This is a genomic window from Paenibacillus sp. NPDC058071, assembly GCF_042885235.1.
GTDB lineage: Bacteria > Bacillota > Bacilli > Paenibacillales > Paenibacillaceae > Pristimantibacillus.
Genome location: NZ_JBHVSK010000014.1, coordinates 44,206 through 62,052 on the forward strand (window position 1 = coordinate 44,206; position 17,847 = coordinate 62,052).

Annotated in this window: 11 protein-coding genes and 1 riboswitch; all 11 genes read right to left on the reverse strand. The window is 54.6% G+C overall.

Annotated features, from left to right (window positions below; translation table 11 throughout):
- Positions 1–53: 53 nt before the first annotated feature.
- The 11 genes from ACFVTB_RS20710 to ACFVTB_RS20760 all read right to left on the reverse strand — a co-directional run bounded on the left by ACFVTB_RS20710 (position 54) and on the right by ACFVTB_RS20760 (position 17,840).
- A complete protein-coding gene (locus ACFVTB_RS20710) occupies positions 54–5,663 on the reverse strand; it encodes a DUF4430 domain-containing protein (protein WP_387753389.1) in 5,610 nt (1,869 codons plus the stop codon).
- 129 nt (positions 5,664–5,792) lie between these two features.
- A riboswitch (cobalamin riboswitch) is annotated at positions 5,793–5,988 on the reverse strand.
- A 748-nt stretch (positions 5,989–6,736) separates the two neighbouring features.
- Complete coding sequence (locus ACFVTB_RS20715; protein WP_387753392.1) at positions 6,737–7,705, reverse strand: ABC transporter substrate-binding protein; 969 nt, start codon at positions 7,703–7,705, stop codon at positions 6,737–6,739.
- Between the two features lie 37 nt (positions 7,706–7,742).
- The gene (locus ACFVTB_RS20720; protein WP_387753395.1) at positions 7,743–8,525 is read right to left on the reverse strand and encodes an ABC transporter permease; all 783 of its coding nucleotides are present in this window, start codon (positions 8,523–8,525) and stop codon (positions 7,743–7,745) included.
- A 38-nt stretch (positions 8,526–8,563) separates the two neighbouring features.
- Positions 8,564–9,643, reverse strand: coding sequence for an ABC transporter substrate-binding protein (locus tag ACFVTB_RS20725; protein ID WP_387753397.1), 1,080 nt, complete (start codon positions 9,641–9,643; stop codon positions 8,564–8,566).
- Between the two features lie 52 nt (positions 9,644–9,695).
- Complete coding sequence (locus ACFVTB_RS20730; protein ID WP_387753399.1) at positions 9,696–10,346, reverse strand: YcnI family copper-binding membrane protein; 651 nt, start codon at positions 10,344–10,346, stop codon at positions 9,696–9,698.
- A 14-nt stretch (positions 10,347–10,360) separates the two neighbouring features.
- On the reverse strand, positions 10,361–12,013 hold the full coding sequence (locus ACFVTB_RS20735) for a copper resistance CopC/CopD family protein (RefSeq protein WP_387753401.1): 1,653 nt from the start codon (positions 12,011–12,013) through the stop codon (positions 10,361–10,363).
- Between the two features lie 35 nt (positions 12,014–12,048).
- On the reverse strand, positions 12,049–13,473 hold the full coding sequence (locus ACFVTB_RS20740) for a 4-hydroxyphenylacetate 3-hydroxylase family protein (protein ID WP_387753404.1): 1,425 nt from the start codon (positions 13,471–13,473) through the stop codon (positions 12,049–12,051).
- 27 nt (positions 13,474–13,500) lie between these two features.
- Positions 13,501–14,472 carry an ABC transporter ATP-binding protein gene (locus tag ACFVTB_RS20745; protein ID WP_387753407.1) on the reverse strand — a complete coding sequence of 324 codons (972 nt, stop codon included), beginning with the start codon at positions 14,470–14,472 and terminating at the stop codon, positions 13,501–13,503.
- On the reverse strand, positions 14,469–15,875 hold the full coding sequence (locus ACFVTB_RS20750; RefSeq protein ID WP_387753410.1) for a 4-hydroxyphenylacetate 3-hydroxylase C-terminal domain-containing protein: 1,407 nt from the start codon (positions 15,873–15,875) through the stop codon (positions 14,469–14,471). The genes ACFVTB_RS20745 and ACFVTB_RS20750 overlap by 4 nt, the downstream gene beginning before the upstream one ends.
- A gap of 25 nt (positions 15,876–15,900) precedes the next feature.
- Positions 15,901–16,245, reverse strand: coding sequence for a 4Fe-4S binding protein (locus ACFVTB_RS20755; protein WP_387753412.1), 345 nt, complete (start codon positions 16,243–16,245; stop codon positions 15,901–15,903).
- Positions 16,242–17,840 (reverse strand): FAD-dependent oxidoreductase, encoded by a 1,599-nt coding sequence (locus ACFVTB_RS20760; RefSeq protein ID WP_387753414.1) that lies wholly within the window; start codon positions 17,838–17,840, stop codon positions 16,242–16,244. Before ACFVTB_RS20760 ends, ACFVTB_RS20755 begins: the two co-directional genes overlap by 4 nt.
- Between the last annotated feature and the right edge of the window lie 7 nt (positions 17,841–17,847).

The window sequence follows — 17,847 nt, forward strand, 5'->3', positions numbered from 1 at the left end:
TCATGAAAACAGCAAAGCAAGGGCAGCTTTCCACCCTTGCTTTGCGCTCTATTCTACTGCTTGACGACGTCTGTTATATCATAAAGTCTGGTTTTCCCGCTTTTGAACCGATCGTAAGCAACCAAAGCGTATAGCGCTTGATCCGTCGCCATCAAATCGACCTCGCCCGGTTTGGCTCCGCCGTTGTCCGATCCTCCAGAGAGAATGTGATAGAAGCCGCCTTTATCGGAAGCGTAGCTAAGGAGCGCGTCGATGACCGAGCGGCCATTTTTCACGAACCTAGCGTCCGTATGCGGATCGATGCCGAGACTCGTCAAGGCGACGACAACCTGCGCTGAGCTTTCGGAGTTGGCAGCCCCGCCACTTACGTACCCGCCATCCGTTTTTTGTACTTTGGAAAGCCAAGCAAGGCCGCGATCCACTGCTGCTTTTACTTTCTCGTTCTTTCCGTAGTAGGGTGCAAAAGACTGGATCGCCATTGCCGTAACGTCCGGATCGGCTGCCGTCGGCTTCTCGCCCAGCGCCCAGCCGCCTCCTTCAACTTCGCGGTTCAAAATAAAGTCGATCAGCCGTTCTCTTGTCGTTTGCGTTTTAACGCCGGCTTTCGCAGCCGGAATGTCGTACGATTTGCTGTCCAGCGCAATAAGCGCAAAGATCGGACCATTAATTCCTTGCTTGATTACCGTATCGAAATCGGCCAGCGGCTCCGTCAGATTATAGCCAGCAACATTGTCGACTTCTTTGCCGATCGCTGTAAGCGCAAGAATAACCCGGTCGTACTCGGTATATTTCACATGATGCAGCTTTCCTTGCTTTTCCTTGAGCTCTTTCTCGACGTTGCTGTAGTACTTGTTCCAATAGGCCGTCGGAACACTCGCTCCCGAACGAGCGAGTCCGAAGACCGTCCATTCGCCGCCAACGCTCGCGATCACCGGATTCGAAACGGCTGATTGAAGGAAAGCCGTTGTTTTCTTAATCTGCGATTGAGCCTCCGCATGCTTAGCGTCAATCGGCGCTGGCGTCGGCGATGATGATTGCGTTGGCGCCGCTGTTGGTGTCGGTGTCGGCGATGGTGTCGACGACGGTGTTGGTGATGGCGTTGGCGTCGCTGTTGGGGCAGGAGTGTTCCCCTGCCCGAAATCGTAAGCCCGCATCGCTACGACAGCCGCCATCTCTCTCGTTACCGTACCTTGCGGACGGAAACGATTCTGATCGCCCTGCATCAGCTGCGAGGCGACAATTGACGCAACGTCCGCTTTCGCCCAGGCCGAAACCGCGCCCATATCGAGCAGCGGCTCGTTAGGCTGATTGGCTTGCAGATGAAGCGCTCTGGAAATCGTCGAAGCCATCTGCTCGCGAGTAATGCCGGCGTTCGGATCGAACTTTCCGTTGTAGCCTTTCATGTAGCCTGCGCTGGAAACGGCATTGACGTAAGGATAGTACCAATCGCCGGATGCAACGTCCGCATAGCTCGCAGTCTGGCCGGTCGTCGAAATATTCAATACCGACGTCAGCATTTTAGCAAACTCGGCTCTCGTTACGGACGATTTTGGCTTAAATTTGCCCTCACTGCCTTGGACGAATCCGAGCTCGGACGCCCGGTCGATAGAGGCTTGCGCCCATGCCGAGATCGAAGCGGCATCCGAATAGCGGATCGGCTGTTTCGCTTCATTCACCGTATAGGTCACGATTGCGCCCAAGTAGTTCGTGCGAATCATCAAGTGATTGTCTTTAACGTAAGCATAAATTTGCTTATCGCTGTCTTTCACTGCTTTAGCGCCCTGCTCCTCGGAATCGTAAATTTTGATCGGCGTGAACGTGCCGTTCAGTACGATGCCTGGAAGCTGGCCTTTCCCGCCATTTATCATAACGGTGATTGGCTCGCTCAGAACTGCCGGTGAGGCTGAATTGCCGAGAACAAACGATTGGTTGACGGCTTTCAGCTCAGTTTTATTCGCAAGCGATGCTTTAATTTGCGCTTGAAGCTTCTCGTCCTTCAGGTCCAAAGCCGTGAAGAACTCCAGCCCGGTCGGACCGGATTTCAATGCTGTCCCTTTAGCAAAGGAAGCAGACAAGCTGCCTTTTACAATATTGAGCTGTGGTAGTGCCCCCGCTACATCTTTCACGTTAACAACTACTTTCGCCTTCACTTCGGAAGGAATTTGGATCGTCACGCTTTCTTTGTCGGCAAGATCCTTCGTTGCGTTGAGAACGTAGTCGCTCTTCGTTTCTTTTGGCACCGTAATGACTGGGTTTTTGTCCCCAGGGTTGGTTGCAATATCTTGGCCTGGCGTTTCCCAGCCGCTCGGATCGACGCCTAAGTCTACCCCTAGATCCGTCGTATAACGCCATTCGACTTTGTCGCCATCCTTCAGCGTGTACAAGCTTGCGCCGAAACCTGGATATTTGCCGTTTACGTTATACATCCATCCGCTGCCGGAACCGTGGTCAAACTCTCCGTCACCAGCGATGGATTTGATGTAGACGCTATTATATTCTTCGCTAAAGGAGTAGTCGAAAGCGATCTTCTTTTCGTCCAAGATACGTTTTAGTATCATCCAGACCGTGTCTCCATCCCGTATTTCCACTTGAGTAGGAGACAGCACGTACCCTTTATTAATCGTTTTCTTGTCGATAGAGTATGAAACGAATTGATTCGTCCCCGTTGCCGGCGTCGGTGACGGTGTAGGCGTTGGTGTTGCCTTGGTATTTGCCAAGTAGACGATATAATCGGTAAAATGGTTCGTTTTGACGATCAGGTCATTGCCGTCGTCATAGGCATATTCGCTGTTGCCGCTCGCCCGGCCGGCTGCGTCGCTCGCAAATTTCGCAATTGAATGTGCTGCGCCGTTCTCTACGTAGGCTGCGTCTTTACCGCTCATTCCTGTAAACTTAAGCGTCACGAATTCGCTGAACTGCACGCGATTCTCGCTTCCCATCGCGAAAGCGAGCAGGACGCTTTGAAGCTCTTTTTGTTGAGGAACAATAGCCGCTATTTTCGCAGAAAGAACAGAATCGATCACGACGTTCGACAGCAGCTCGATGGAGCTTCCGCTTCCTGCCGTTATTTTTGTCCCTTGCGGGATGAAAGCCGTTGTACTGCCTTTTGACGCCTCAATACCAGGCACTTCCGTACCTTGGAGCAGATCGACAAATACTGTTTCCGGGTAGTTAGCCGGTATTTCTATACCTAATGTTTTGCCTGTATCTGTCGACGCCGTCAGCGGAATACGATACGCACGACCGTCGTTAGGGATAACGACTTGCGTATCGTTGCCTGGAAGCAGCGTGACGCTATCGTCATCACTGCCGATATCTTTGCCAAAATCTTTCGTATAGCGCCACTGCAAAACATCCCCGTCTTTTAACACTTGCAGGTCTGCACTGCTTGCAGGGAAGATTCCATTCAAGCTATACATCCATCCGCTATTCGGCCCATGATCAAATTCGCCGTCGCCATCGATAGATTTCAAATACGAATGTTGATTGGAGGATGTTTCTTGATAAGTGATCTGACTCTCGTCCAGGACACGCTTCAATAAACTCCATGCTGTATCGCTTTGCTTCAACTCGACGCGCAGCGTAGGAACAACATAGCCCTTCCCAATCGATAGCTTATCGACCGAAAGCTTCACATAATGTTTCCCCGACGGATCAGGTGTCGGCGTCGGTGTCGGTGTTGGCGTTGGTGTTGGTGTTGGTGTTGGTGTTGGCGTTGGCGTTGGTGTCGGCCAATCCGTCACATCGGACATATTGTACAGCGACGTCTTACCTTTCAAGAAACGGTCGTATGCAACAAGCGCATACGTTCCTTGTTCGGTAGCCATTCCATCAATTGCTCTAGTTAAATCATGTTTGAATCCGCCTTGCGGTACAGCATATTTCATCAAATCGTCAATAAGCGAGTTGCCGTTCTTTACGAATCTCGAATCGGTGTGAGGATTAATTCCGAGCGCCGTTAAGGCGACAATCACTTGAGCGGTACTCTCGCTGCTGGTATAACCTTTTGTTTGGTAGGTATTTTCCAGCCACACTAATGCGCGATCTACTGCAGCTTTTACCTGTGCATTGCTGTTGTAGTATGGAGCGAGCGATTGGATCGTCATTCCCGTCAAATCCACATCGGGATTTATTACACTGAATCCCCAGCCTCCCGCATTGACTGTATCTTTTTTTACCTCGAGTTCTAAAATACGAGAAATATAGGCTTCTCTGCTGGCCTGCACGGCAGCGCCCGGATTGATTGGGAAAGTGTAGTCTCGTGTGTTCAGAGAGATCAATGCCCAGACCGGACCGTTTATTCCTTGCTTAATTACGTAATTATAATCGCCAAGCGCATTGCTGATATCGTAGCCTGCAACATCGTGGATATTTTTGCCGATTGAAGCAAGCGCCACGATCAAACGAGAATGTTCCGTTCCTTTGGTTGGATCTAGCTTCCCGCCATTTTTGCTCATCAGCGTCTCAACCGACAAACCAATATTATCGTAGTACTTCTCATAGTAGCCTGCTGGAACTGGGTATCCTGCTCTAGCCAGCGAGAGTACCGCCCATTCCCCGCCGATTGATCCAAATTTCGGATTCGGTACCGTTCTTACAAGATAATTCAGACTGTCCGCCAAATGCTGCTCGACTGCTGTCAGCTGCTTTACCTCATATACGACCCGAAACGTTTGCTCCGCTCGGTTGCCGGCATCGTCAACGGCCGTTACCGAAATAAAGTTATCTCCAGAAGTCAGTTGCGCGCTATAACGACCGTTAGCAGCCGTCAATGGCTGGCCGTTCAGCGTTACTGCAACGGCAACGGTTCCGCTCACATTATCGGTTGCGGTGACGCCAAAATTCAAATCAGCCGACGTTACCTTAGCGTTGTGAACTAGACCGTCAACTGCGATAACAGGCGCTTCCGTATCGGCTGCTATCGCCAAGGCGCCGCGGAGTGCTGCTAACGCGTCGTCTACTGCGCTTTGCGAGTTACCGTGTTCCTTTAATACGTTATAAGCGTTAGCATAGGCCGCATTTACGGCCGTATGAGACAGCAACGCGGCTTTATCCGGCGAGCTGTTTATTTCTGCAACTGCCGCTGTCAGCCCGCTTTTATCGGAAAGCTGAATGCTGCCCCAAGGACTGCCAATATCCTCTCCCCAGCCAATGACTGTAAACTGAGTCCGAATAACGTCGCCATTTGCCGGTATATAGTCAGAGAATCCATAAGGGACGAACTCATGGTTTACGGTGTACACCCAACCGGACATGCTTGTATAGTCGAATTCACCCAGCCAATCGCTGTCATTTTTATTACCTAAGACCTCTCCGTAATTGCTAAATAAATCAAGAATAAAAGGAGGAATCGTCGGCGTACCGTCTGAATCCTTTACTCTCGATAAATAAAAAGCACTATCGATTGTTCCTGTGTTTTTGTAATTGCCTGCGCCAAGCACTCTAGTAATAATTGAGGCTCCGTTGTCATCTGCAAAATAAGGAACCTTAATCGGTTCCTGTATGTACCCTTGCCCCAGCGTGAATTTCTCTACCGAAACGGTGACGTATCCTTCTGGAGCCCCGCTGCCCGCGTTGGCGAACGATACGGATAAATTAGTTGAAAATAAAGACATGAAGACGGCTACAATCAGCAGCCAAGATAGCAAACGTTTTTTAATCATCTCTTAAACTCCCTTTCCTATAACTAAAAAAAATAAAAACCTCTCGATCGAAATCGACAGGTTTAGTTGAACGGGCGGCTTTAATAAGCGCGCGCATGCCAATAAACACCCTCCTATCGCTCGTAGAATGATGGTATTCGGAAACAGGCAGGTCTTCTGGCTCAAGCGTCATCGCCCTTGCAGCCTTCCCGGTTTCCCAGTGGCATTTCTGACAAGGACTCTTCTTTTACAGCGGCGGGACCGCGCGGGATTTTCACCCGCTTCCCTTTTAACCGAACCGATGTTATGAAACGGCATCGTCGGCACCTGTTCCTACTTATATTCTATTAAATGTCATTGCTCATCATACCGGATATAGGGTCGTTTGTCATGCGAAAACTGTGTGTCGCCCCGATTTTCAAGCAGACCGCGCACCGTACAGCTTCCAGCGCTCGATGAGTTCAGGCCGGCTCAAAAGTATGTTATACCATTTTGAAAAAAACAGTCGTAGCTTGTCCGCCACTGCACGTAAAGCTGGCACGATTATTACGAAATCTCACTTTCTCAAAAGATTAACTGCAAAAAGGCAGTTATTTTTCACTCTTCCAATCCAAACGGAGCAAATAAATGCTAAAAGGCAGTTATTGACCGAGGTATGAACGCAAATGTCAGAAGTGGGCTTGGAATAACTGCAAAAAAGCAGTTATCTACCCTTCATTCAGTCAAAATTGAAGCAATAAATGCTGATAGGCAGTTATTCCAGCTCGTGGGTGCAACCGAACGAGTTATGAATCAGGTCAGTCCGATCAAAGCTAGTCTGATTTAAGAAATTTTGCGTTTACTATTGTCCCTAAATAAACATCCCGCCCCACATAAAACGCGAGACAGGATGTTTACTTGCTTTATGGAGGATTTCTCGTTCCGTGCTTCCCTTTTGAGACTGCCCCTGAAAGTATGGCATCAAAACCCAGAGCCCGCCCAGACAGACAGACAGACAGACAGACAGACAGACAGACAGACAGACAGACAGACAAACAGGCAGAAGCTCCGAGCAAACGTCCATTCGTTGACAATTACACTTGGATTGTAATAATTCAACGAATAAAGCTTCCAATATCGACTGCGTGCTTTCTTCCTCCAAGTCTCGCAATCTCGTTCGCCGCCGCCTGCTCCTGCTTTACGATCCCTTCAAGCAAAGGGGCCGTGCCGTACGGCTTGCGCTCGAAGGAAGCGAGCCACTCGGCATGCAAAATACCGGTTTGCAGAAACAACAGTTCTGCTGCATCGTGAAATTGCTCTCCCACCCAATCGTCGTATGCGCTTATTTCGTCCAGAGCCAACGCGAACAGCTCCTCCCGACCTTCTAAGCTTTCAGGAGTCGTCAAGTAAATATCGCGTTGCGATGGAGCAATCGATCCGTCCGCTACGACACGGATGCCGAGTGCTTCGATCCGGCTCAACTCAGGCTCACCGACAACCCAGACATCTGCTTTCCTCGCCGAGATGGAGCTGTAGATATCAGCAGGTACGATCTGCTCGCCCTTCACGTCCGAAGACTTCAAACCGGCCGTCTCCAGCGCCGTGAGCAGCAGAGCATGCTCATTCGTAAAAGGAGCATAGGCAACGCGCCTTCCTTTCAAATCGGCAAGCTCGAAAATATCCGAGTCAAGAGGCGTCACGATTGCATAAGCCGCCGGGTTGGCCGGCTCCACAGCCAGGTAGACGAGCGGCGCTGCGTCCCTGTGCAGAAACGCGGGAACGGCGCCGCCGACCGCGCCGATATCGACGCGGCCCTCCTCCGCCGCCCGGAACAGCGACGCTTCGTCGGGAAAGGCTCGCCATTCGACGGCAACCTCCTTGCCTGCCGGCGCCGCCGCCAGCTTTTGCTCCAGACTGCCGCGAGCTTTCAGCCCAATTAAGGCGCTGTTGCCGCTGTAACCGATCCTCAGTTTGCCCGGCTCCGCCGATTGACGGACAACAGCTGCGGTAGAATCTGCGGTTTCCTTCCCGCAGCTCTGCAAGACAAGCATAGCGGCAAGCAAAAGCGATAAAATCGGCAACAACAGCCCTATCCTCCGCTTCCGTGTATCGCTCATGCCGTCAACCGTTATTGGACAGCCCTTTCCGCCAGCGCGTAAACCGTGATTCGATCAACGCAAGGACGTAATTGAGCAGGAGGCCTAGAATAGCGAGCAAAATAATGCCGGCATACATCGCTGGAATTTGGAAGATTTCTTGGGAATTCAAAATATAAAACCCGAGTCCCGCCGATGAGCCGATCATTTCCGCTGCGACGAGCGCCGTGATGCAGTATGCGCCCCCAAGACGAATGCCGGTAAAAATGCTTGGAGCTGCCGCTGGCAAGATGACGCGGAAAAACAGAAACCATTGCGAGCCGCCCATCGACCGGGCGGAATCAATCAGCAGCTTCTCGACATGCTTAACGCCGCTCACTGTATTGAGCAAGATCGGCCAGAATGAGGCCCAGAAAATAATAGCCGTTTTCGAAGACTCGCCGATGCCGAGAAACAAAATAAATACGGGAAACAGCGCAAATGCCGATACTTGCCGGGCCAGCTGCAGCAGCGGATCGAGAATCGCTTCGAACCGTTTGAACCAGCCGAGCAGCAAGCCAAGCAGCGTACCTGAGACAATCGCCAGCAGCAAGCCGCTCAAAGAACGCTGCAGACTGGCCGCCACGTGCTTCCACAACTCGCCGGTGCCGATCAGCTTGCCGATCGCGACAACGACGTCCGACGGCGGGCTTAAATAAGCGGGGTTCACGATGCCGAGCCGGGGCAGCAGCTCCCAGACGACAAAAAACAATAGAATAGCCAGACTGCGGTCAACCGCTTTTTTCGTCCATCCGGTAACCTTGTTCATACAATCGCTTCTCCTCTCCTACAAACGGCGTGCCTGTCTTATGCGGCCGAGCCGTCGCCGTCTTTGGTGTTATCCGCATGCGCTGACTTCGGCGCTGCAAACTCGTTGAACTGGTTGGTGTAAACATCCTTGACCGTCACTTTGCCTTTCGGGATTTTATCGTACTCCTCCAAAATGTCGATGTAGTATTGGATTGGCTCCTCCGTTATGATCAAATCGTCGACATAGGCGAAACGGTCGACATATTTCACATCGATGCCGATTCTTTTCGCAATGATCTCCTTCGCTTCTTCCGGATTGTCGTTAACCCAGTTAGCCGTTTTGGCGATCGCCGTTACGAAATCTTTGACCGCTTCCGGGTGCTCCTTCGCAAACTTGCCGTTTACGCTGTACGGCGCCATGCCGCCGAGACCGCCGTCGAGATCGTAATCGCTCCAAAGCTTCAGCAGTTTCTCGTTCGCTTGCGCTTTGCCCGAGAATGGCGCATGAATGATCGCAAGATCGATGCCGCCCTGCTCCAGCGTTTGCTCTTGCTTGTCGTCGGGAACGACAAGGAAATTAATTTTGCTTATATCGACGCCATGCTCTTTAAACCACTTCTTCGAGACGAACTCGGCGCAAGCGCCAAAGCTGTTGAAGCCGATCGTCTTTCCTTCGAGATCCTTAGGCTCCTTGATACTGCCGTCATTGCGCACAAAATATTTCATATGCGGCGCTTCCTCCAGCGTTTTGCCGCCTGCGGAAACGACTTTAATATCCGCGCCGCTGGCAATGGCCGAGATGACGAGCGGCACCATCCGCGAGCCGAAATCTATGTCGCCGGTGCCAACGAGCGGAATAATTTGCGGGGCCGCCACTTTGCCGACGTATTTCGGCTTTGTGTTCGTGCCGTCAAAATAGCCGAGCTGGTCAGCCAAATAAACAAGATCGAAGCCCGGGTTATCCGGGTACTTGAATTCGACGACCTCCGCCTTCTCCGAGCCTGATTGGCCGGAGCCTGAAGCAACGTCTCCTTTGCCGGTATTAGGAGAACCTCCGCAAGCGGACAGAGCAACGGTCAGCGCCAGCACGGCGGCCGTTTTAGACAAGCGGGCATTCCATTTTTTAAAGCTTTTCATGGTTCTTCACTCCTCATTTTTATACTTATTATTCTCATCGAAAAAATAGGTTTTAGGCCACGCGTTTAGTGCGCCGAAGCGAAATCGACAACGCGACAAGTCCGGCTGCCAGCGCGGCTAACGCGACGTAAAAAGCAGGAGCAGCAAACAGGCTCACCGAAACGCCACCCTCAGCTCCGCCGCTGCTCGTTACAGCCGGCGCATGATGCCCCGAAGCCGCATGCCCATCACCCGTTCCTTTAGACACCACCGTCACCGATGACGGCGTTTCCGACTCGCGGCCGCCCGCCCATTCGACAACTGATCCATCCGCATACGTCTGTACTGCCTTCCACACAAGTTCTTTGGCGTTATCCGCCACTTTGCCCTGCAGCTTGAATTCGCCGAATTCGCCCTCGACCAATCCCGGTCCATCCGCCGTCCAAACAATGGACGTCTTTCCGCCGCCTCCCGCTTCGGTTTGGAACGCATACTGCCAGCCGGCCAGCGGCTGTACGCGGCTGATCTCGACGCCTTCCGGAAAAATCAGCTCCACTTTCGTCGTTGCCGACGCTTTTTCCGTCGGTACCCGCACTGTAAACACCTCGTAAGCTCCTTGCGTCGTCTCTTGCGGTGAGACGGTTACATGGGCTTCCGCTCTTCCCGCAAGCAGCAGAAGAAAAAACGCTGCGAAAAGCGCGGCGCCCGCCCTGTATTTCGCCATCTCGGACTCCCCCTTTATTTTTTTGGTTCACTATAAAAAACAGTTGATGTTGTGAATTCGTTCAGCTTGCCGTCCAGCACCCGCACCTCCAGCCTCCATTTTCCCGGCAGCGACAAATAGCTTCCTTCCGAGCTGTAATGGAAATCGTACAGGCTCGCCGGACTGCCATTCGACGGCACACTCTTTAACGGCACGTCGATCGGAGCAATATCCGGGCGATCAGCGGACTCCAATCGAAGCGTGACACTTCTTGGAGCGGCAGCTGTCGACTTCGTCCCTCCTCCTTGACCGCCTCCTCCGATCGACACGTTAAACTGATTGTTTTCCCCCGCCTTATTCGGCGTAATAATTGCCGCAATATGCAGGCCTTTCACATTTTCGTGCCAAAAGAGCGGGCCGGAAACCGCCAGCGGATTCAAATAAGTCAGAATAGCGGTTATGCCAACGATTGCCGCAAGCAGTCCAAGATCGAACAGCAGCCAAGGAGACTTTCGGCGAAACGTCCGTTTCCGCAGCGTTCGTCTAATAGCCGCGCCCGTCGCCAATACGAGCAGCACTGCGGCCGTTTTGGCGAGCATCAGCTGACCCCATTGCGATTCCGGCAGACGGTGAAAGCCGTTCGTATAGAGCGCCGCAGTGGCGACGCCTGTAACGGAAAGCACGGCGATGGCAAACAGCGCGGCGCGCGACAGCTGCAAAGCCGGAGCCGTTTTTCCATCAGCGGCAGGTCCGCTCTCGGCAGCGTGCGGATTTTCCGCCAGCCGTTTCGGACCAATGATGGCAAAGGCAAGCAAAACGCCCGCCCAGACGCTAGCTGCGGCCAAATGCGCAATGTCCAGCGCATAAGTGACGGACGGAACCGCAAATCCCATTGCATGCCCGTTCAAGCCTTTGGCTGCAAAGACGGCAATGATCCAGACCGTGATTACGACTCTGCCCCTTCCGATCGTTAGCCATCCCGCTAATGCAAATGGCAAAGCAAGAGCGTAAGACAATCCGATCGAAGTGCCGAGCAACATATCCTTCAAACTTTCTTGCGCCAGCCCCTCGCTCAATTTGCCGAAATCCGACCATGCCAGCAGCAGTAAAGCGGCCAAATGAAAGCCGATCAGCAGCTTGGCAACCCGCCGATAGCGTAACGGATCGCGAGCCACAGCGCCGGGCGCGTAGACTTGCAGGCCAAGCCAGCCGGTAACAGACAGCAATCCGGCAAAATAGAGGCCGCGAACGATCCAATACGGCATGTTTTGAGCGAGATCATGCTCCTCGTGCAGCCTAGAAGCGGAAGCGTAGCCAAGCCGACTTTCCGATGCTTCGCCCACGGCGAACACGTAGGACGCCCGAATGGGGTGCCCATCCGCCGAGAGCAGACGATATGTAACGGTATAGCTTCCGTCTGCCAGCTGCGGCAGCGGCAGACGAAGCGAGCGGCGTCCGCTGTCCAAAACCGCTTTTTCCTGCGAGACCGGCCGCCCTTGATCATTGTAGATCTGTACGGCGTAACCCTTATCCTCCACCCGCTCGTTGAACGTCAATACGATTTCCTGCGGAGCCGCCGCAAGACGGCTGTCAGGCGCGGGGGATGCATCGGTCAACGAAGAGTGGGCATAGCTGCTTCCTGCGGCGAACCATAACGCCAGCCAGACGGCGGCTGCCGTAACTATCACTAATCGAAGCGAACGCCGGAGAGCGCTCCGGGCGCTCATGTCGTTCTTGCCGCAACCCGTTCCAGCAGCTGACGCTTATCGTACTCGACGTATTGCCCCGCGTACGTGCGCACCGGATCGCCGGCGTAAAACCGTTCGTACAGCTCATGTCTTGCGCCAAGTCGGCTGCCGACCAATTCCCATGCCAGCTTGAGCAGTTTCACCCGCTCTTCCGCATCCCGGTCTGCTCCCCTGTACGCCCTCTTCAGCTGTTCAGCAAGCGGGCCGCGCAGCTCGGCAATTGTCGAAGGCACCTGCAGCATGCCCGCTCCGGACAGCTGCTGCAAAATTTCCAGCGACCGCGGATAGTAACGGTTGCCCAAATTTTTTGCCGTCAAGATCGGCTCGAGCGCAGGTTCCCATACGCCTAAAGGATGCAAGCTTGCCCGATGCTCCGCTGACAACAGCAGCGCCTTCACCGACTCGAGCTGAAAATAAAGCTCAGCCAGCTTCTCGCGGACATGGGCGAACGCCTTGATGCCGATAGATTCGGCCAGCTCGCTGCCGACCGCGGCCGTAAATTCCAGCTTGCTGACAAGCCGTACAATATTTTCGTGCAAGCTGAGCGCGCCGACCATCCGGTCGGAACGAATCTTCCAGATGGCGTCAGGGTCGTCTTTAATGAATACCCGCTCCCATGGAATTAGCGCGTCGTCGAAGACGAGCACCGCATCCATCTCGTCGAAATGCGAGCTGAGCGGGTGATCCTCCTCCCGTTCGGAAGCGAACGATTCCCGGCAAATAAGATGGACTCCGGGATGGCTCGCCGGAATCGCAAACATTACCGCATACCGCTGCTCGTCGCCCGTCTTTTTGCTATGCGGCGAAACGACAATCTCATCCATGTACGGAGCGCCGGTCGCAATCATTTTGGCCCCGCGGACGATAATGCCTTCTTCGTTCTCTCCAACGATGCGCAGCGCCGTGTACAAATCGCCCAGCTCATGGGCCAGCTTCGTCCTGTCGACTTGCGGGTCGTGCCCGGCAGCTGTCAGCAGCAGGTCGTTGTCACGGACGTACGCGTAATAGTCAGCTATTTTTTGCGGAAAATAGGGCTGCTCTTCCTTAATAAGATCGCGAGCGATATACCACGCCGTTAACTGAGAGCGATAAAAGCCTCCCACGCGGCTCATGACGCCGAATGTGGCGTCGGACCATAGCTTAAGTCCGCGACTCCGCCGGAACAAATCCTCTCTCGTTTCCGGTATCAGATAAGCAATATTCGCTTTCGTTCCCGTGTCTGTGCGAAACGTCAGCAGCTCTTCTGACGCCGGATCGTCTTGCCGCGCCATGAGGGCCGACACCGATTGCACGGTACCGCGAAAAGCGGGATGAAGACGGATATCGGGAACGATCTCTCCGTCCAGCCATATACGACGTCCGTCGTTCAGCCGATTGAAATAGTTGATGCCTGCTGTCATGCGAGTTGTCCGCCCCTCTCTTCTCGTTCAGCCGCGGCTGGCTACTTTCTCGGGCAGCAGCTCGGCGGCGATGCCCGTTTGCGCATGCGTTGGGGCATGCCCTCTCACCGAAGCAGATACGCCATGATGATCGGCCGCATAGACGGCTGCCGGGGAAGCAGGAGATTCTTCTTTGCGTTCGAAATCGTCCGCTCTTTCCGGCTGCCCGATCTGCTGCGACTTGTCGACCTCGTCCTTTAAAATTTCCCAGGCCCTTTCACGCAGCTTCACGAACGCTTCCGAATTGCGAATGCCCGCCGGACGAGGCCGCTCGAGCGAAATGTCAATCAGCTCCTTGATTTTGCCTGGTCTCGCCGTCATGACAGCGACCCGGTCTGCCAAAAATATCGCTTCGTCTAAGCTATGCGTTATAAAAACAATCGTTTTCTTCTGCGAATCCCATATTCGCAGCAGTTCCGACTGCATAATTTCTCTTGTTTGCGCGTCCAGCGCGGCAAACGGCTCATCCATCAGCAAAACGTCGGGCTGATAAGCAAGCGATCTGGCGATTGCTACGCGCTGCCTCATGCCGCCCGATAACTCATGCGGATACCGGCTTTCGAACCCTTGCAGGCCGACAAGACGAATGTATTCTTTGGCCGTCTGCTTCCGCTCCTTCGAACGAACGCCGCGAATTTGCAGACCGACCTCGACGTTCTGCAATACGGTTCGCCATGGAAAAAGCGCGTAGCCTTGAAACACCACGCCATGCTTTTTGTTAATTCCGCTCACCGCTTCTCCGTCCACCGTAATCTCGCCTGACGTCTTGCTGGACAGTCCGGCAAGTATGTTCAGAAACGTCGACTTGCCGCAGCCGCTCGGACCGAGTATCGCCAGAAACTCCCCTTCCTTTACCTCAAGCTCAAAGCCGTCGAGCACGCTGATTTCTTCCTTTTTCCCGGCTTCGTTCACCACTTTGTAGCGCTTGTCTACTTGTCTTGCCGCTATTTTGACCGTCATTGCCGCACCTCCTCGAAATGATCTTGTTCCAGCAGCCGGATCGCTGCCCAGAATGCTTCATACCGGCTGCGAAGCCGCCGTTCTGGATAATGCCGATAAAGCTCCAGCGAGCGCGCTTGCGTACCGCCGAAGGCGTGCTGCTCGCGCAGCGCGGCTTGTATCGCTTCGGCGCTGCCTGCAAGCCGCCATGCCAGCTGCAGCAGCGTCGGCTTGGCGCCGGGCGCAAGCGGCTCGGAGGCCGACGGATCGTTCAGAAACGCGTCCGCGCCAATCCGTTGCAGCACTTGCACGCCTTCGGCGTAAACGTCGCCGCCTGCCTTACGGGCGGCCTGCAGCGGCAGCAACGCCGGCAGCAGCGCACCGGACGGGCTTGCCGCCGCGCCAAGTTCGGAGGCGTGCAGCAGCGCTTTTAACGTCTCAATGCCTTGAATGAGCTTGCCAAGCTCGCCCTGTATATGCAAATCAGTGCTCCATCCGGTCTGTTCCGCCAGCGCGAAGGCCGTTCCGGCGAGCAGCTCTGCTTCCCAAAGCTGACGGGACACTCGCTGATAATCGGCAAGCGACCGAGCGAGCGGGTGGGCGAGCACCCGGGACGCATAATCGGCGTCTCCATCTATGAGCAGCCTCTCGGAAGGAATGACTGCATCGTCATAAGTGATTTCGACGAGCGCCGGGACGCCCCCCGTGCCTCCGACTCCCTTGAGACGAAGGCCAGGCAGACTTACCGGAAGGAGAGCTGCAACAGCAGGCGCCGCTTCGCCCTTCTCTCGCACCCATACAAGCAGTTCGTCAGCCAACAGCGCTTCTGCTCCAAATGTTTGCTTGCCCTGAAGCCGAATAACATCCGATGCGGCTACTAGGACCGGCTGTTCTGACCTCTCCCGAAAAATCGGATGAAAAGAGGTTGTTACGATCGCGTTCCGCTGTTTCAGATCAATAAACAATCGTGACAGCCGGCTGTCCTTGACCCCCGCTTCCGATTTTTCGGAGCCGCTAAACGTCTCTCGTTCAAGCAAAGCCTCATGCGCCTGCCAGCTCGTGAGCAGCGAATGCGCGTAATCGGCCCATCCGCTCCCGAAAGGAGAGTCGCCTTCATCAAGCTTGAAGAAGCCCGATCGCTTCACCCGCAGTTCATCCAGAGAGCGCGGCAGCAAATATGCTTGTTCTACCGCTTCACCAATATCATCTGATTGACCGGTTTGATTCGATTGTTTTATATGATCTCGTTGACCCGCTTGTTCCGCTAGACCGGCTGAGCCAGCCTCAACAAGACTGACTTGACTAGTTGGTGCATGGGCATCAGAGCCGCCGGCAGTCGCCCCAGTCGGCCGGTCAACTGTCCCGACCTCGTCTGGAAGCCGGACAGCTGACTGCTGCGGCTCCAAACCTTTGTTAATTGCCATCTTTTCGCTCCTTTCGCCGCCGTTATTAATGGCCCGGCAGCTTTTGCATTTCCTTAAGCATCAAATAGGATGTATCATTCGCCGCTCCCGGCGAACGGCCGCGGCCCCAGCCTACCTTCTCCCGATAGCTGCCGAGCAGACCGGCCATTTCCAGCTCCTGTTCTTCCGGCGCTTTAACCGGATGCTCCTGCGGCGCAACGTACAAGGCATCCACCGGGCAATATAGCTCGCACATGAAGCAAGTTTGGCAGTCATCCTGCCGTGCGATAATCGGCAGCCCTTCTGGAGATTCGTCAAAGACGCGCGTTGGACAGACACTGACGCACTGCCCGCAGGAGACGCATTTCGACTCGCTTACGAGCTCGATCATCCGACGTACACCCCCGTTCGAACGGAAGCTTCGTCTGGCTTCACCCACACGTCGTCAAGTCCGCCTGTCAGCAGCCGATAATGCTGAGCCGGATCCGTTCCGGCATAATCGACGCGCTTATGCATGCCTCGCGTCTCTGTCCTTGCGAGCGCCGATGCGTACATCCAGCGGCCGGTTGCAGCCATGGCTTGGGTTTCGCGTAACTTGACCGCCAAGGCGGAGTCCTCCGCCGCGCCGAACCGGACTTCTTTCCAAATCGTATTCAATCGCCCTAGCGATGGCTTCAGCTTCGCCTCGGTACGGAATAAATTGATGTCGTACGGCTCAACCTCCCGTTTGACCGCCGTAATCAGCTCGCGAACATCATCGCCCCCAAGAACCGAGGACGAGAGGCCGCTGTTCAGCCCTTTCAACTCGCGCGTATGCAAGCGCGGGCCGAGAGCCGCGGCATGCGCAGAGGCCGCTTCGCCCGCCCAATAGCCGGAAGACATGGCCCAAGCGGCATTATGGCTGCCGCCACCCGTGAAGCCTCCGCAGATGAATTGCCGGGTTGCCGCATCGCCTGCGGCATACAAGCCAGGCACGCCAGTTGCGCAGGATTCATCGGTCAAGTGAATGCCTCCTGTCCCCCGCACGGTTCCTTCCAGGCGCAGCGTCACCGGAAACTTCTGCGTAAACGGATCGATGCCTAGCCGATCGAACGGTAAAAAGAAGTTGGGCTGAGCCGTCCGCATCCAGCGGCGCATCTCCTCCGTTGTCCGGTCGAGGCTCGCGTATACGGGCTGCGTCAGCAACGTCTTTGCAATGACGGAACGTCCCTTCTGTGAGCCAGCCCCTTCGATCAGCGTACCGTCTCCGTAGTAGAAGCTCGCCCACGTATAAAACGCGGTCTTCGTTACCGTCGAGAAGACGGGGCTTATTGCGTATGCGTTGGAAAATTCCATACCAGACAGGCTCGCTCCCGCCTCCGCCGCCAACAGATAGCCATCACCGGTTAACACGTTGCTGCCGAGCGCCCGGCTTAGAAAAGCGCAGCCGCCGGAGGCGATAACGACGGCGCCGGCTTTGACCGTCCATCTTTGGCCGGTCGTAAGCTGTACGCCGCTCGCCCCGCCGACTCCGAACCCGTCTGTCAGCAGCTCCTGCGCCGGACTGTGGTCGAGAATGACGACGCCCGCTTTTCTAATCCGTTTACGCATCAGCTTCATATACTCGGGTCCTTGCAGACTCCGCCGATAGGAATGTCCGTCATCGTCCAGCGGAAACGGATAGCCTGCGAGCGCCAAGTCGTTCATATTGGTGTACGTTTGGTCCAGCACCCGTTTCATCCAGCCCCGGTCGGCCAGATAGCCGCCGAGCGCTTCCCGGCTCGCCATCGCCGCTTCACGTTTCTCTTCCTCCGGCTCCACGTACCAGACGCCAGTGCCCGACGGCGCCGTCGCCCCGCTCGTTCCGCAATAGCCTTTATCCGCAAGTATCACCTTCGCGCCGTTCGCTGCGGCGGAGAGAGCCGCCCACGTTCCGGCCGGCCCGCCTCCGATTACGAGTACGTCGGCGGAATAGTGCAGTACATCCGTTTTAGCGGCAACTGTCATGATCCAT

Coding starts and splice junctions, on each gene's coding strand:
- ACFVTB_RS20755 (WP_387753412.1), bottom strand. CDS start 16,245: ATGATCGAGCTCGTAAGCGAGTCGAAATGCGTCTCCTGCGGGCAGTGC.
- ACFVTB_RS20710 (WP_387753389.1), bottom strand. CDS start 5,663: ATGATTAAAAAACGTTTGCTATCTTGGCTGCTGATTGTAGCCGTCTTC.
- ACFVTB_RS20760 (WP_387753414.1), bottom strand. CDS start 17,840: ATGACAGTTGCCGCTAAAACGGATGTACTGCACTATTCCGCCGACGTA.
- ACFVTB_RS20725 (WP_387753397.1), bottom strand. CDS start 9,643: ATGAAAAGCTTTAAAAAATGGAATGCCCGCTTGTCTAAAACGGCCGCC.
- ACFVTB_RS20720 (WP_387753395.1), bottom strand. CDS start 8,525: ATGAACAAGGTTACCGGATGGACGAAAAAAGCGGTTGACCGCAGTCTG.
- ACFVTB_RS20730 (WP_387753399.1), bottom strand. CDS start 10,346: ATGGCGAAATACAGGGCGGGCGCCGCGCTTTTCGCAGCGTTTTTTCTT.
- ACFVTB_RS20750 (WP_387753410.1), bottom strand. CDS start 15,875: ATGGCAATTAACAAAGGTTTGGAGCCGCAGCAGTCAGCTGTCCGGCTT.
- ACFVTB_RS20740 (WP_387753404.1), bottom strand. CDS start 13,473: ATGACAGCAGGCATCAACTATTTCAATCGGCTGAACGACGGACGTCGT.
- ACFVTB_RS20745 (WP_387753407.1), bottom strand. CDS start 14,472: ATGACGGTCAAAATAGCGGCAAGACAAGTAGACAAGCGCTACAAAGTG.